Raw genomic sequence first — 14,427 nt, 5'->3', positions numbered from 1 at the left:
CCTGTCTGCGGTGATTACGTCAGCCCTCTTCCGGGCCACCGTTCTCCTTGTCGTCGGCGGAGCCGGCCTGCTTCGCCTCGGTGTTCTCCTCGGCGCCCTCGGCCTTGACGGTCTGCGCGCCGGGCTGCGGCTCGGCGACGGCCACCCGCGCGGGGCGGATGGTGCGCTCGCCGATGCGATACCCGGGCTGCAGGATCGCCACGCAGGTCGTCTCGGTGACGTCCGGCGCGTAGGAGTGCATCAGGGCCTCGTGGATGGTCGGGTCGAAGGGCTCGCCCTCCTTGCCGAACTGCTGCAGGCCCATCTTGGCCGCGACGGTCTCCAGCGACTCGGCCACCGACTTGAAGCCGCCGACCAGCTCGCCGTGCTCCCGCGCGCGGCCGATGTCGTCGAGCACGGGCAGCAGCTCGGTCAGGAGGTTCGCGATGGCGATCTCCTTGACCGCGATGCGGTCCCGGTCGACCCGGCGGCGGTAGTTCTGGTACTCGGCCTGGAGGCGCTGCAGGTCCGCCGTGCGCTCGCCGAGCGCCGTGCGCACCTGGTCCAGCTGGGCCACCAGGCCCACGCTCTCGTTTCCGTCCCCGGCCGGGGCCGCCCCCTCCTCGGGGGCGGCCTTCGGCTCGGCGTCGTCGGGGGTGGCGCCGGAGGGGACGTCGGGCTTCTCCTCGAAGCCCGGGGTCTCCTCCGTCACGCGGCACCGTCCTTGCGCTCGTCGTCCACGATCTCGGCGTCGACGACGTCGTCGTCAGCGGCCTTGCCGCCCTGGGCGGCACCCTCCGGACCGCCGGCGGCCTGCGCGCCCTGGGCGTCGGCGTACATGGCCTGGCCCAGCTTCTGCGAGACGGCCGCGACCTTCTCGGTGGCGGTGCGGATCTCGGCGGTGTCCTCGCCCTTGAGCTTCTCCTTCAGCTCGGCGACGGCCTCCTCGACCTCGGTCTTGATCTCGCCCGGGACCTTGTCCTCGTTGTCCTTGAGGAACTTCTCGGTCTGGTAGACGAGCTGCTCGCCCTGGTTGCGGGTCTCGGCGGCCTCGCGGCGGCGGTGGTCCTCCTCCGCGTACTGCTCGGCCTCCTGGCGCATGCGGTCGACCTCGTCCTTCGGCAGCGAGGAGCCGCCGGTGACGGTCATCTTCTGCTCCTTGCCCGTGCCCAGGTCCTTGGCGGTCACGTGCATGATGCCGTTGGCGTCGATGTCGAAGGACACCTCGATCTGCGGGACACCACGCGGCGCCGGCGGCAGACCGGTCAGCTCGAACATGCCGAGCTTCTTGTTGTACGCCGCGATCTCGCGCTCGCCCTGGTAGACCTGGATCTGCACGGACGGCTGGTTGTCCTCGGCCGTGGTGAAGATCTCCGAGCGCTTGGTCGGGATCGTGGTGTTGCGCTCGATCAGCTTGGTCATGATGCCGCCCTTGGTCTCGATACCGAGGGACAGCGGGGTGACGTCGAGCAGCAGGACGTCCTTGACCTCGCCCTTGAGGACACCGGCCTGGAGCGAGGCGCCGATGGCGACGACCTCGTCCGGGTTCACACCCTTGTTGGCCTCCTTGCCGCCGGTCAGCTCCTTGACGAGCTCGGCGACGGCGGGCATGCGGGTGGAGCCACCGACGAGGACGACGTGGTCGATCTCGTTGATGGAGATGCCGGCGTCCTTGATGACGTTGTGGAACGGCGTCTTGCAGCGCTCCAGCAGGTCGGCCGTCAGCTGCTGGAACTGGGCGCGGGTGAGCTTCTCGTCCAGGTGCAGCGGGCCCTCGGCGGACGCGGTGATGTACGGCAGGTTGATCGAGGTCTCGGTGGAGGAGGACAGCTCGATCTTGGCCTTCTCGGCGGCCTCACGCAGGCGCTGCAGGGCCATCTTGTCCTTGGCGAGGTCCACGCCGTGACCGGACTTGAACTGCTGCACCAGGTAGTCGACGACGCGCTGGTCCCAGTCGTCACCACCGAGGTGGTTGTCACCGTTGGTGGCCTTCACCTCGACGACGCCGTCGCCGATCTCCAGCAGGGACACGTCGAAGGTGCCGCCGCCGAGGTCGAAGACGAGGATCGTCTGGTCGTCCTTGTCGAGGCCGTACGCCAGCGCGGCGGCGGTCGGCTCGTTGACGATGCGCAGGACGTTCAGACCGGCGATCTCACCGGCCTCCTTCGTCGCCTGACGCTCCGAGTCGTTGAAGTACGCCGGGACGGTGATGACCGCGTCGGTCACCTTCTCGCCCAGGTAGGCCTCGGCGTCCCGCTTCAGCTTCTGCAGGATGAACGCGGAGATCTGCTGCGGGTTGAAGTCCTTGCCGTCGAGCTGGATCTTCCAGTCGGTGCCCATGTGGCGCTTCACCGAGCGGATGGTCCGGTCCACGTTCGTGACCGCCTGGCGCTTGGCGACCTCGCCGACGAGCACCTCACCGTTCTTGGCGAAGGCGACGACGGACGGCGTGGTCCTGGCGCCCTCGGCGTTGGTGATGACGGTGGGCTCGCCGCCCTCCAGAACGCTGACGACGGAGTTAGTCGTGCCCAGGTCGATGCCGACCGCACGTGCCATGGTTGATTCCTCCAGCTGACTTGAGTGGAACGGACTCAAGTGTGCATGACGCCCGGCGATGGGTCAACAGACCTGAGTCGGCAAGACTCAAGTCTTATCCGTTCCTTACACGCAACTGGCCTCTGACCTGCGTCGATTCCGTGCGCCGAGGCGACTGGACAGGCATGCGAAGGAGGACGAGCACCACCAGCAGCGCCGTTCCGGCCACCCAGAGCACGGCCCCCTCCCCCGTCCATCCGGTGTGCACGAGCACCCCGACGAGTACCGAGGAGAAGGAGCCGGCACCCAGCAGCACGACCGAGCCCGGCGGGGTGAGCCCGAGCGGCCGCATCCGGTGCGCGAGGTGGTCGGGGCCGCGCCGCAGCAGCGGACGCCGGGCCAGCCCCCGGGCGAGGACCACGAGGACCGCGTCGGCGATCGCCACCGCGCCGAGGCAGAACATCACCGCCGCGCTCGGCACCAGGTCGTAGCCCGCGCGCGTGAAGACGAGGGACGACGACAGCAGGAACCCGGTGAACAGCGAGCCGCAGGCGCCCATTCCGATCCGCGCGGGGTGCCAGTTGTGCATCAGGAAGCCGGTGAGGGCGGCGGCGAACACGCTCAGCAGGACGGCGAGCCCGTCCATCAGCTCGGCGGCGGCGCAGGCCCCGGCCCCGAAGGCGGTGACGACCCCGACGGTGCCGGCCAGCCCGTCCGCGTGGTCGAGCCCCTTGAAGGCCAGGGAGGCCACGACGATCCACACCAGCGCGAGCAGCCCGCCCAGGACGCCCGTCGCGTCGTACGGCACCACACACGCCGCCGCCACGGCCGTACCGGCGACGAGCACCCGCGCGCGCAGCCGCCACACGTCCGCGACCAGCCCCAGCGCGGCGACCGAGCAGGCGGCGACCAGCAGGCGGACGACCCCGTCGCCGAGCGGGGCGACCCGGGTCCACTGCCCCATCCAGGTGACCAGGCAGGTGACGACCACCACGGCGAGCCCGCCGAGCAGCGGCAGCCGCCGCTGCCGGCGCCGGTCGACGATGCCGGCCCGCAGCGCGGGGACCCTGAGCAGCGCCGCGAGGACGGCGGCGAGGAACAGGGCTGCGGTGGCGGCGGCGATCCCGTAGAGCACGGCTCTAAGGTAGGGGCGAATGTAGCAATTCGGTACGAATAACACGATCCGATGACCCGTGGGATGATGCGCATCACCCCGCGCCCGGCTGCATCCCGCAGGAAGATGGGGGTAGTCTCAGACGGACTGCATAAGTTACCGCTTAGTAATGTAGCCCGTAAGTCGCTCAGCCAGTTCGAGGCCGCCTCAGGAGCCCCAATGCAACTCGCCGCGATCATCGTGTCGCTGGTCCTGATCGTGGTCGGCGTGGCACTGTTCGGCCGCGCCCTCCTCCAGATCTACAACTTCATGAGGCTGGGCCAGTCGGTGCCGGCCGGCACGCGGACCAACGACCCAGCACAGCGCACCCTCACCGTGGTCAGGGAGTTCCTCGGCCACACACGGATGAACCGCTGGGGCGTCGTCGGTGTGGCGCACTGGTTCGTGGCAGTGGGGTTCTTCTCGCTGCTGCTGACGATCGTCAACGCGATCGGGCAGCTGTTCAAGGCGGACTGGATCCTGCCGGTCATCGGCGACTGGGCGCCGTACAACGTCTTCGTCGAGTTCCTCGGCACCATGACGGCGCTCGGCATCCTGGTGCTGATCGTCATCCGCCAGCTGAGCCACCCGCGCAAGCCGGGCCGCAAGTCCCGCTTCGCGGGCTCCAACTTCGGCCAGGCGTACTTCGTCGAGGCCGTCATCCTCATCGTCGGCGTCTGCATCTTCATGCTGCACGCGCTGGAGGGCGCCCAGCACCACGTGGACGGCTACGAGGCCTCCTTCTTCATCTCGTACCCGGTCGTGGCGTGGCTGAAGGGCCTGAGCGTCGGCACGCTGCAGAACCTCACCTACTTCTTCGCCGGCCTGAAGATCGCGACCTCGTTCATCTGGATGATCACGGTCGCCCTGAAGACGGACATGGGTGTGGCCTGGCACCGCTTCCTGGCGTTCCCGAACATCTTCTTCAAGCGCAACGCCACCGGTGAGACCTCCCTGGGTGCCCTGCTGCCGATGACCAGCGGCGGCAAGCCGATCGACTTCACCGACCCCGGCGAGGACGACGTCTTCGGTGTCTCCCAGGTCGAGCAGTTCTCCTGGAAGGGCCTGCTGGACTTCTCCACCTGCACCGAGTGCGGCCGCTGCCAGTCGCAGTGCCCGGCCTGGAACACCGGCAAGCCGCTCTCCCCGAAGCTGCTGATCATGTCCCTGCGGGACCACGCGCACGCCAAGGCGCCGTACCTGCTGGCCGGCGGCGGCAAGACCATGGAGGGCGAGGAGAAGGCGTCCGAGGAGGCCCTCAAGGACGTCCCCGCCGCCGCGCTCGCCGAGGCCGAGCGCCCGCTGATCGGCACCGCCGAGGAGAACGGCGTCATCGACCCGGACGTCCTGTGGTCCTGCACCACCTGCGGCGCCTGCGTCGAGCAGTGCCCGGTGGACATCGAGCACGTCGACCACATCGTCGACATGCGCCGCTACCAGGTGATGATCGAGTCCGCGTTCCCGTCCGAGGCGGGCACGATGCTCAAGAACCTGGAGAAGAAGGGCAACCCCTGGGGCCTGGCCAAGAAGCAGCGCCTGGAGTGGACCAAGGAGGTCGACTTCGAGGTCCCGGTCGTCGGCAAGGACATCGAGGACCTCACCGAGATCGAGTACCTGTACTGGGTCGGCTGCGCCGGCGCCCTGGAGGACCGCGCCAAGAAGACCACCAAGGCCTTCGCCGAACTCCTCCACATCGCGGGCGTCAAGTTCGCGATCATGGGCGGCGACGAGAAGTGCACCGGTGACTCCGCCCGCCGCCTCGGCAACGAGCCCCTGTTCCAGGAGCTCGGCATGGAGAACGTGGCGGCCCTCAACATGGCCTTCGGCGAGGACGAGGACGATCCCTCGACGGTGAAGCCGAAGTCCGCGAAGAAGATCGTCGCCACCTGCCCGCACTGCCTCAACACGCTCGGCAACGAGTACCCGCAGCTCGGCGGCGACTACGAGGTCATCCACCACACCCAGCTGCTGCAGCACCTGGTGGACGAGGGCAAGCTGATCCCGGTCACCCCCGTCGAGGGCATCATCACCTACCACGACCCGTGCTACCTGGGCCGCCACAACAAGATCTACACGCCCCCGCGCGAGATCATCGGCAAGGTCCCGGGCCTGCGCAACGAGGAGATGCACCGCCACAAGGAGCGCGGCTTCTGCTGCGGCGCCGGTGGTGCCCGGATGTGGATGGAGGAGCGGATCGGCAAGCGCATCAACAACGAGCGCGTCGACGAGGCCCTCTCCCTCAACCCGGACATCGTCTCCACCGCCTGCCCGTTCTGCCTGGTCATGCTGACCGACTCGGTCAACGGCAAGAAGAACGACGGCAAGGCGAAGGAGTCCATCCAGGTCGTGGACGTCGCCCAGCTGCTCCTCGACTCCGTCAGGACGCCGGTCGACCCGGCGGGCGAGCCGGAGCCCGAGAGCGAGCCGGAGCCCGAGCCGGTGAAGTAACCCCCGGCTCTCCCGCGTACGGCGCCCCCTGCTGCACACAGGCAGGGGGCGCCGTCGTTCACATGTTCCCGTTCAGATACGCCACTACGGCCGGCACCCGGCGGTCGGTCTCCTCGGAGGCGCTGATGCCGAGCTTGGCGTCGGGTCGGGGAGGGCTGCGCGGTGGCGGAGCCCGCCGAGATCGCGGCGTCGGTCGCCGAGATCACGGCGGGCGAGAAGACGGGTGGTGCGTACGTGCTGCAGGCGGGCCGCGCCCCTGAGCCGGTGGCCTTCCCGCAGCTGGACCTCGCCCGCACGAACGCCTGAAGGCGCCTGTCAGCGCCTGTCAGTGCCCGGCGCTACGCGCTCTTCGGTCCCGCCTGCTGGACCACCTCGAAGGACCACAGGGTGGAGCCGGAGGCCGCCGGCTTCGGCCGTTCGCCCTCCGCGCCGCCCTGGTGCGCGGCCTTCATCGGACCCTCCATCCACGCCTGGAACGACTCCTCGTCCCGCCAGCGTGTGTACACGAGGTACGTGTCGGTGCCCTCGACGGGCCGCAGCAGCTCGAACCACTCGAACCCGTCGGAGTTCTCCACCGCGTGGGCCCGCGACGCGAACCGCTTCTCCAGCACCTCCCGCTGCTCGGCGGGCACGGTCAGCACATTGATCTTCACTACGCTCATGGCCCCCATCCTGGCCCAACCCGGCGCGTCCGGCCCGGGGAGGGGTGTCATCGCGCGCCGAACACGCGGCGGCACCCCGCCCGCGGGCCGGTGGGCAAGTGCCGCTCCGCGGGGGCTGGTCGCGCGGTTCCCCGGGGCAAACCCTGAAGACCCCCTGGTCGAGTCGCTGACGGTCCCTTAGGGGATGTCACAGGTCGGCCGCAAAGCCGGGCCCGGACGCCCGGGCCCGGCACGTCACCCTCCGGGACCAGGTACGTTCGATGACGTGGCTGGATTCAGGATCGGACGCGGGGGCCGGGACAACCGCACCCCCCAAGGACAGCAGGCGCCGCAGGGACCGTCGTACGGCCGGACCGGACCGCAGCACGGACAGCCCGCGGGGCCGTCGTACGGGCAGCCCTCGGGGCCCTCGTACGGCTACCCGCAGGCGCCGCGGCGGCCGTACCCGGAGCAGCCGGGGCAGCAGCCGTCGTACCCGCAGCAGGGACAGCCGTACGGGCAACAGGGCCAGGCGTACGGCCGACAGGGCCAGGCGTACGGACACCCGGGCCCTGCCGACGACGGGCCGGAGTACTTCGGTGACGACGGCGGCTACCCCGGCGGCGGCGCTTCCGGCCACGACCCGTACGCGGCCAACAACCCGGGCCACACCCAGGCGTTCTCGATCGACGAGGCCGCCGGCTACACCCAGGGCGCGACCTACCAGGCCGGCTCGGCCGCCGCGCCCGCCGCCCCGCTCGGCCCGCCCCTGCACTGGAAGGACCTGCTGAAGGGGATCATCCTCTCCCCCGGCCAGACCTTCCTGCGCATGCGGGACTACACCATGTGGGTCCCGGCGCTCATCACCACGTTCCTCTACGGCCTGCTGGCCGTCTTCGGTTTCGACGGCGCCCGCAAGGACGCGATCACCGCCACGCTCTCCAACGCGGTGCCGATCGTGCTGATAACGGCGGTCGTGATGGTGCTCGGCCTGTTCATCCTGGGCGTGGTCACCCACACGCTGGCCCGCCAGCTCGGCGGCGACGGCGCCTGGCAGCCGACGGTCGGTCTGTCCATGCTGATCACGGCCCTCACGGACGCGCCCCGCCTGGTCTTCGCCATGTTCTTCGGCGGCAATGCCGGCTTCGTCCAGCTCCTCGGCTGGGCCACCTGGATCGGCGCGGGCGCCCTGCTGACACTGATGGTCTCCCGCTCCCACGACCTGCCCTGGCCGAAGGCGCTGGGCGCGTCGGCGATCCAGCTGATCGCGCTGCTGTCGATCGTGAAGCTCGGCACGTTCTGACCGATCTGGTCATTCGCGCACACGAAGGGCCCCCGGCACAGCCAAGCAGCCGGGGGCCCTTTGCGTATGCGCAGCGCCCTACGTCCTACGCCCTACGCCCTAGGCGTCGAGCACCTGTCCGGCCCGCTTCACGACGGGCGGCTCGACGCTCCACGGAAAGTTGATCCACTCATCGGTCCGCTTCCAGACGTACTCGCATTTCACGAGGGAGTGGGACTTCTCATAGATCACCGCGGAGCGCACCTCGGCGACGGTGTCGAGGCAGAAGTCGCGTACGAGCTTCAGCGTCTTGCCGGTGTCGGCGACGTCGTCGGTGATCAGCACCTTCTTGTCGGAGAAGTCGATCACGTTGGGGACGGGCGCGAGCATGACCGGCATCTCGAGCGTCGTCCCCACCCCGGTGTAGAACTCGACGTTCACCAGGTGGATGTTCTTGCAGTCCAGGGCGTAGGCGAGCCCGCCGGCGACGAACACACCGCCCCGCGCGATGCTGAGCACGATGTCCGGCTCGTACCCGTCATCGGCGATGGTCTGCGCGAGCTCGCGGATGGCGGCGCCGAACCGGTCGTAGGTCAGATTCTCCCGGACATCACTCATGCCTGTGGCCGCCCTCACACCTGGGTCCGATGGAAATTGACGTAGGACCGCGAGGCGGTCGGCCCGCGCTGCCCCTGGTACCGGGAGCCGTAGCGCTCGCTGCCGTACGGGGACTCGGCGGGCGAGGTCAGCCGGAACATGCACAGCTGGCCGATCTTCATCCCGGGCCAGAGCTTGATCGGCAGCGTGGCGAGGTTCGACAGCTCAAGGGTGACGTGTCCGCTGAAGCCGGGGTCGATGAACCCGGCGGTGGAGTGCGTGACCAGCCCCAGCCGCCCGAGCGAACTCTTCCCCTCGAGCCGGGAAGCGAGATCATCAGGCAGCGTGATGACCTCGTACGTGGAGGCGAGCACGAACTCCCCGGGGTGCAGGATGAACGGCTCGTCGCCCTCCGGCTCCACCAGCCGTGTCAGATCGGCCTGCTCGACGGCGGGGTCGATGTGCGGGTAGCGGTGGTTCTCGAACACCCGGAAGTACCGGTCCAGCCGCACGTCGATGCTCGACGGCTGCACCATGGATTCGTCGTAGGGATCGATCCGTACCCGCCCGGCGTCGATCTCGGCCCGGATGTCCTTGTCTGAGAGAAGCACGTAGCGAGGATACGCAAGGCGCGCGGAGCCGTGACAATCGTGACGACTCCGCGCGCCTGTGTTACCGCGCGACTACTGCGGGTCGCTGCAGCTGCTCCTACTGCCTGCTCCTACTGCCTGCTCCTACTGCCTGCTCCTACCGCTACCCCCTACCGCTGCTCCTACCGCTGCTTCTCCAGGGCGACCGGCACCACACTGCGGAGCCGGGCGCACCGGGGACACCTCATGAGCCGGCGGGGGCCGAGCCGATCGGCCTGCTGCATCGGGAACGAAGCGGTGCTGAAGACGTGGCCGTCCGCGCAGCGGACGACGGTGCGTTCCATCAAGTCCCTTAAGTCCCTTCCCCAAGAGCTTCGTCGGGCGTACCACCCTGACGACGAAAGCCACATTACGGGATCAAAGAGACGACTCTCCAGGCGGCACTCCGGCCCCACCCGGGCCCTCCCCAAGCCTTCACCGTACGCCCCAACTCCCCCCACCCGCAGCCGGATCCCACCCCAGAAACAGACTCAGACCCCGAGGGCCTCGGCACCAGGGGTCTGCGATGATGTACAGTGAGCAACGCCCGGACGCCAGCTCCCTCTGCGGGGTCACGTCCGTACTTACGCGGGTGTAGTTTAATGGTAGAACATCAGCTTCCCAAGCTGAGAGCGCGAGTTCGATTCTCGTCACCCGCTCTTCTTGAAGCCCCAGGCCAGCGGTCTGGGGCTTTGTCGTTGTCGGGCTACGCCGAGTCGGCCGACTCCGGTATCCCGCTCTCCTCCCATGCCCGGTGTCAGAGAGGTGGGGCAGAGTGACGGGGATGACACCCGCCCCGCATCCGCCCGGGGCGGGCGAAGCTCCACGGAGAGGGTGGTATGCCGAAGATCCCGAAAGGGCGGCGCGTAGGACAGGCCGCCGTGAACGCGCTGCGCGCTCTACTCGAAGAGCACGACCACATCGTTCAGGAGATATCCGGGCAGAACGACTTCAGCGAGGACTTCTACGTCACCTTCGCCGACGATGGCGAGATCACCAGCGACACGATCAAGGTCCAGGTGAAGGGCGGGGGCAGCTGGCGCCGGGGCAACGGCTACGCGGTGCCTGTCGACCACCACAGCGACACCTGGGCGGACGGGAACATCCCCGTCTACTGCGTGGTGTAGGACCCGGACACCACAAAACTGCACTGGGCGAACGCCACCCAACAGCTACGGCGGTCCGGTCCGTTCAATCCGCCACGCTTCATCGGTGTCAGCCCGAACGCGGTGCTGAACGACACCACCATGGCGTCCTTCGTCACTCAGGCCCGCCGCTACGTCGGACGCTACCGAGGCCGACAGGCCGTCCTCACCCACCTCGGTGAGATGTCCCGAGTCGATTTCGCGCCGGAAGACCACGTCCTGCACTTCGTCAACGGCTACGACGAAGACCTCATCTTCTGGAAACGCCCGGGGGACGCGCTGGCAACGCTGCTGCTCAGCGCCCGCGACTGGGAGCCGTATCTGGTCAGCCTGGAGTCCCTGATGCGCTCCGAGATCCCGCCTCCGGAGGACCCGAACAGCGGCGGTCCCGTGCGCGAATGGGGCGACGTCGACCTGCCGACCGCCGAAGACCTGGAGCTGAGCCGAACCGAAGTCATGTGGGTGGCCTCATGCTTCCTCTCCGCCCGGCAGGCCGACGAAGGACCTGAGGACGACCTCGTCACACCCGTCGAGTGCGAAGGGTGCCCGAGCTGCACAGGCGAGGAGCTCGAGGAACACGGCAACGTCGCGGCGGACGTGCTCCACGCATACGTCCTCGCCCGCATCATCGACAGAATCGAGGCTGAGCCCGACCTCCTGCAGCGCTCGATCCTGGCCCTGCGCGAGGACGGTGAACTCCCACCGGGGGTCGTCGCCGAACTCGGCCCCCTCGAAAGCGAGCCACGTGTCGTCCGCCAGGTGAACAAACTCGGCCGGGCAACGGTGACGACGATGGACGACATCGAACCAGAGGCATTCCGGCTTGCCGTCCACTACCTCATCCACCGTATCTACATCGGCGGCCCCTCACGCCCCCTCGACGAACAGATCAGGATCGTCTGGCGCATCCCTGAGCAGGAGTCCACGGTGCCGAACCGTTCCGAGAAGAGCCTTGGGTGATGCAGCGCCGGCCTCAATGCACCGTCTTCACGACCGCTGGGCCCCAAGCGGCGAATCCTGAACTCAATCCCGCGCATCGATAGGGATATAATCGATGGCGGAGTTGATATCCAAGGAGGTGTATTCGATGAGCCGAACTGTGATCGACCTCGACGACCAGCTGGTAGCGGACGTGGCAAAGGCGCTCGGGACCAGTACTAAGAAGGAGACGGTGAACACCGCGCTGCGCGAGGTGCTGGAGAACCGGCGGCGCGCTCTGGCACTTACCCGCCTGCGGGCGTCGGCCGAAGAGGGCGCCTTCGACCTGGACCTCTTCCAGGACAAGAGGAACTACCGCCGGTGAACGCCGCGCAATTCCTGATCGACACCAGCGCGCTCGCGCGCCTGCTGCGCGGCGACGCCGAGCAGTACGGATGGGACCAAGCGGCAGCCGCCGGGCTCATCGCCACCTGTCCCATCACCGAGCTGGAGTTCTTCTACAGCGCACGCTCCGCCGCCGACCGTACACAAGGCATCGAGGACATGCGCCTACTCTTCGGCTGGGTGCCGGTCGACGACCGCGCCTACGACCGCGCCTGGCAAGTCCAGGAGATTCTCACCCAACGGGGACAGCACCGCAGCGCCGGAGCCGTCGACCTAGTGGTGGCCGCCACGGCCGAGCTGCAGGGACTGACCCTCCTGCACCGCGACCGGGACTTCGAGTGCATCGCCGCCGTCACCGGCCAGGCGCTCCAGTGGTACGGCCCAGAAGCTGGCAAGTGAGTCAAGGGGCCGAGCGCCGGCTGTTCCGACGGGGGAAATCGCGGACATCGGCCTTGCGGCGGAGACGGGCTTCACCTGAAGATCTGTGCACGCGCGAAGGCGCTCCCTGACTGGGCCCCTGACCGAGCCCAGCCGAGCAGGTGCCGTTCGTACACGTGCTCTACCCCCCGGTCATCGCGACCCGTGCCCACAGCGTGCCCGTAAGAGCGGACAACCACGGTCAGCAGCGGTACGACCCGACCCGCACGACCACCCGAGCACAGGGCATCTGTGCACGTCAGAGCCATATGACCCGCCCAAGCGCCGTCGCTTCCCAAGCTGAGAGCGCGAGTTCGATTCTCGTCACCCGCTCCAGATTGAAGCCCCAGGTCAGCGGCCTGGGGCTTGTCCATTTTCAGGGACTCTTCGGAGACCTCCGCACCGCCAGTACCTGACTGGGCGTGCGAGAAATGTCAGCCTGGCGGCAGGGGCTCGTCTCGGCTCCTGCCGGAGCTCGGCTCACCCTCGCGCAGTCGTCCGCAGTGCGGCTTCCGTCAGCGCGGTCGCCGTGTGCACCGCGCTGGCGATGGCGTCGTCGGGGCCGAGGCCGCACAGGTCGGTGAGGGAGAAGAGGGCTTCTGCACTGACGACCACGGCGAGGTCCCGCTTGAGTTGGGCGAGGGCTTCCGGATCCGTGACCCCCAGTGTGTGCTCCAGGGGGAGGAGCGCGAAGTCGATCAGCCCAAAGCGGACCCCGGGCCTGGCGGTCGCCGTCTCCGGGCGGGTGATGGTGGCCGCGATCATGGCGCGCACCGCTCCCTGCCGGAGGAGTATGCCGCGCAGCAGGAACTCGCAGGCGAAGGCGATCCGTTCGACGGGGTCGGTGGAGTCCGCGACCGGTGCGAGCGCCTCGGCGGGGGGCGGCCAGGCGCCGGCCAGGGCCTCGCTGATCAGCGAGGGGAGGTCGGGGAAGTAGCGGTAGGCGGTGGCCTCGGAGACCAGGGCCGCGCGCGCGATGGCGGGCATGGTCACCTCGCCACCCGTGCCGATGAGTTCGCGGGCGGCTTCGACGATCGCCGTACGGGTGCGCTTCTTCTGATTGCTGCGGCCGGTCTCCGTATGCGTCGTCGCCACCGGTACGTCCCCTTTCTTGTCCGTCCATCCGCCGTCACCTTATCACTGACTGCTCTCGTCGTGAGAGTTCACTTGCACGACGAGGCCCAACCCTCTAATCTCCTTCGTGAGAGCTGACTCTCACGAAGGAGATGACGATGACCGCGGTTTCCGTGGTAGGCCCGGACGACGGCGAGACGATCCGTCTGGGGCCGGCACAGATCCGCATCCTTGAGGACGGCAGCACCACCGGGCACCGTCTCGGCATGGCCGAGATCACCCTCCCCCCGCACACCGAAGGGCCGCCGCAGCACCGTCACGCCCAGCACGACGAGGGCTTCTACGTGGTCTCCGGCACCGTGCACTTCACCGTCGGGGAGACGACACATGTCGCACCGGCCGGCACCCTCGCGATGGTCCCGCCCGGTGCCCCGCACACCTTCGCCAACCTCGGCGACGAACCGGCGGTGATGCTCAACACCTTCACGCCCGACCTGTACGTGCAGTACTTCCGCGACCTGCGGGACATGATCGCCGGCGGCCGGGAGCTGACCCCGCAGGCGACCGTCCAGGTGATGGGCCGGTACGCCACCGTGCCGGCGACCGACTACGTATGACGGCCGCATCAGCAGTCCCCGTCAACCCGCGCCGCTGACAACCGACTTGGAGATTTCCATGACCAGCACCGCCCGCACGATCACCCTCACCCTCGACTCCGGCGACATCGACCTGAGCTTCACCGTCGACGAGCGGGGCAAGGGTCACCCCTTCCTGCTCCTGCACGGCGGCGGCGGTCCGCAGACCGTCGCGGGGTTCGCCGGGCTCCTCGCCCAGCAACGGCCGGCGCGGGTCGTCACCCCCGTCCACCCCGGCTTCGGCGGGACCGCCCGGCCCGACTGGCTGACCGACGTGCCCACCCTCGCCCAGGTCTACGTACGACTGCTGGAGGAACTCGGCCTGGAGGACGTCACCGTCGTCGGCAACTCCATAGGCGGCTGGATCGCCGCCGAAACAGCCCTGCTCGGCAGTGACCGGATCAGCAGCGTCGTCCTCGTCAACGCCGCCGGCATCCATGTCCCCGGCCACCCGGTCGCCGACCCCTTTTCCCTGGCTCTGGCCCGTAATCGGTGGTAACCAAGGGTGACGGGCGCCGTTGGTGTGGTGTGCGAGATGTCAATGAGCTTGTGGCTGTGGTGTTTTCGGG

17 protein-coding genes and 1 tRNA gene are annotated in these 14,427 nt (G+C 68.5%); 10 read left to right on the top strand and 8 right to left on the bottom strand.

All coding sequences use genetic code 11. The features are described 5' to 3' along the window. Window positions 1-19 precede the first annotated feature (19 nt). The 3 genes from grpE to ABZ624_RS18555 all read right to left on the bottom strand — a co-directional run bounded on the left by grpE (window position 20) and on the right by ABZ624_RS18555 (window position 3,649). Window positions 20-691 (bottom strand): nucleotide exchange factor GrpE, encoded by a 672-nt coding sequence (grpE, locus tag ABZ624_RS18565; RefSeq protein ID WP_360089468.1) that lies wholly within the window; start codon window positions 689-691, stop codon window positions 20-22. Further along, window positions 688-2,535 (bottom strand): molecular chaperone DnaK, encoded by a 1,848-nt coding sequence (gene dnaK, locus ABZ624_RS18560; RefSeq protein ID WP_360089465.1) that lies wholly within the window; start codon window positions 2,533-2,535, stop codon window positions 688-690. Before dnaK ends, grpE begins: the two co-directional genes overlap by 4 nt. Before the next feature lie 94 nt (window positions 2,536-2,629). Continuing rightward, entirely contained in the window at window positions 2,630-3,649 is a 1,020-nt protein-coding gene (locus tag ABZ624_RS18555) for an MraY family glycosyltransferase (protein ID WP_360089462.1), read from the bottom strand. A 198-nt stretch (window positions 3,650-3,847) separates the two neighbouring features. Between ABZ624_RS18555 and ABZ624_RS18550 the strand changes: the two genes are divergently transcribed. Next, window positions 3,848-6,115 carry a (Fe-S)-binding protein gene (locus ABZ624_RS18550; RefSeq protein ID WP_360089459.1) on the top strand — a complete coding sequence of 756 codons (2,268 nt, stop codon included), beginning with the start codon at window positions 3,848-3,850 and terminating at the stop codon, window positions 6,113-6,115. Window positions 6,116-6,277: 162 nt separating this feature from the next. After that, a complete protein-coding gene (locus ABZ624_RS18545; protein ID WP_360089456.1) occupies window positions 6,278-6,421 on the top strand; it encodes a hypothetical protein in 144 nt (47 codons plus the stop codon). A 32-nt stretch (window positions 6,422-6,453) separates the two neighbouring features. Here the strand turns inward: ABZ624_RS18545 and ABZ624_RS18540 are convergent, their stop codons facing one another. Then, window positions 6,454-6,777 (bottom strand): antibiotic biosynthesis monooxygenase, encoded by a 324-nt coding sequence (locus ABZ624_RS18540; protein WP_031172500.1) that lies wholly within the window; start codon window positions 6,775-6,777, stop codon window positions 6,454-6,456. Between the two features lie 184 nt (window positions 6,778-6,961). On the opposite strand from ABZ624_RS18540, the gene ABZ624_RS18535 reads away from it, so the two are divergent. Next, window positions 6,962-8,059 carry a YIP1 family protein gene (locus ABZ624_RS18535; protein WP_360089453.1) on the top strand — a complete coding sequence of 366 codons (1,098 nt, stop codon included), beginning with the start codon at window positions 6,962-6,964 and terminating at the stop codon, window positions 8,057-8,059. 99 nt (window positions 8,060-8,158) lie between these two features. Here the strand turns inward: ABZ624_RS18535 and ABZ624_RS18530 are convergent, their stop codons facing one another. The 3 genes from ABZ624_RS18530 to ABZ624_RS18520 form a co-directional block, all read right to left on the bottom strand. Further along, on the bottom strand, window positions 8,159-8,656 hold the full coding sequence (locus ABZ624_RS18530) for a phosphoribosyltransferase (protein ID WP_360089450.1): 498 nt from the start codon (window positions 8,654-8,656) through the stop codon (window positions 8,159-8,161). Between the two features lie 14 nt (window positions 8,657-8,670). Further along, window positions 8,671-9,246, bottom strand: a complete 576-nt coding sequence (gene dcd / locus ABZ624_RS18525) for a dCTP deaminase (protein WP_360089447.1) — start codon at window positions 9,244-9,246, stop codon at window positions 8,671-8,673. Window positions 9,247-9,407: 161 nt separating this feature from the next. Further along, window positions 9,408-9,569: a hypothetical protein gene (locus ABZ624_RS18520; RefSeq protein ID WP_360089444.1), complete on the bottom strand. Its 162-nt coding sequence runs from the start codon at window positions 9,567-9,569 to the stop codon at window positions 9,408-9,410. Between the two features lie 283 nt (window positions 9,570-9,852). Here ABZ624_RS18520 and ABZ624_RS18515 point away from each other — a divergent pair. From ABZ624_RS18515 to ABZ624_RS18495, 5 genes are all read left to right on the top strand, one after another. Beyond that, a tRNA-Gly gene (locus tag ABZ624_RS18515) sits at window positions 9,853-9,923 on the top strand. Window positions 9,924-10,103: 180 nt separating this feature from the next. Beyond that, window positions 10,104-10,391, top strand: coding sequence for a DUF4365 domain-containing protein (locus tag ABZ624_RS18510; RefSeq protein WP_360089441.1), 288 nt, complete (start codon window positions 10,104-10,106; stop codon window positions 10,389-10,391). 102 nt (window positions 10,392-10,493) lie between these two features. Then, window positions 10,494-11,369 carry a hypothetical protein gene (locus ABZ624_RS18505; RefSeq protein ID WP_360089438.1) on the top strand — a complete coding sequence of 292 codons (876 nt, stop codon included), beginning with the start codon at window positions 10,494-10,496 and terminating at the stop codon, window positions 11,367-11,369. Window positions 11,370-11,496: 127 nt separating this feature from the next. Beyond that, window positions 11,497-11,712: a type II toxin-antitoxin system VapB family antitoxin gene (locus ABZ624_RS18500; protein ID WP_360089435.1), complete on the top strand. Its 216-nt coding sequence runs from the start codon at window positions 11,497-11,499 to the stop codon at window positions 11,710-11,712. Beyond that, the gene (locus ABZ624_RS18495) at window positions 11,709-12,131 is read left to right on the top strand and encodes a PIN domain nuclease (protein WP_360089432.1); all 423 of its coding nucleotides are present in this window, start codon (window positions 11,709-11,711) and stop codon (window positions 12,129-12,131) included. Before ABZ624_RS18500 ends, ABZ624_RS18495 begins: the two co-directional genes overlap by 4 nt. 498 nt (window positions 12,132-12,629) lie before the next feature. On the opposite strand, the gene ABZ624_RS18490 is transcribed toward ABZ624_RS18495, so the two are convergent. Next, window positions 12,630-13,244, bottom strand: a complete 615-nt coding sequence (locus tag ABZ624_RS18490; RefSeq protein ID WP_360089429.1) for a TetR/AcrR family transcriptional regulator — start codon at window positions 13,242-13,244, stop codon at window positions 12,630-12,632. A 137-nt stretch (window positions 13,245-13,381) separates the two neighbouring features. Here ABZ624_RS18490 and ABZ624_RS18485 point away from each other — a divergent pair, with 137 nt between their 5' ends. Then, window positions 13,382-13,840: a cupin domain-containing protein gene (locus ABZ624_RS18485; protein ID WP_360089426.1), complete on the top strand. Its 459-nt coding sequence runs from the start codon at window positions 13,382-13,384 to the stop codon at window positions 13,838-13,840. 58 nt (window positions 13,841-13,898) lie between these two features. After that, the gene (locus ABZ624_RS18480; RefSeq protein ID WP_360089423.1) at window positions 13,899-14,357 is read left to right on the top strand and encodes an alpha/beta fold hydrolase; all 459 of its coding nucleotides are present in this window, start codon (window positions 13,899-13,901) and stop codon (window positions 14,355-14,357) included. Window positions 14,358-14,427: the final 70 nt, after the last annotated feature.

This window comes from Streptomyces sp. NPDC007205 (genome assembly GCF_040634095.1).
Taxonomy (GTDB): Bacteria; Actinomycetota; Actinomycetes; order Streptomycetales; family Streptomycetaceae; genus Streptomyces.
The sequence above is the reverse complement of the archived record's forward strand: the minus strand, read 5'-3'. Positions and strand labels throughout refer to the sequence as shown.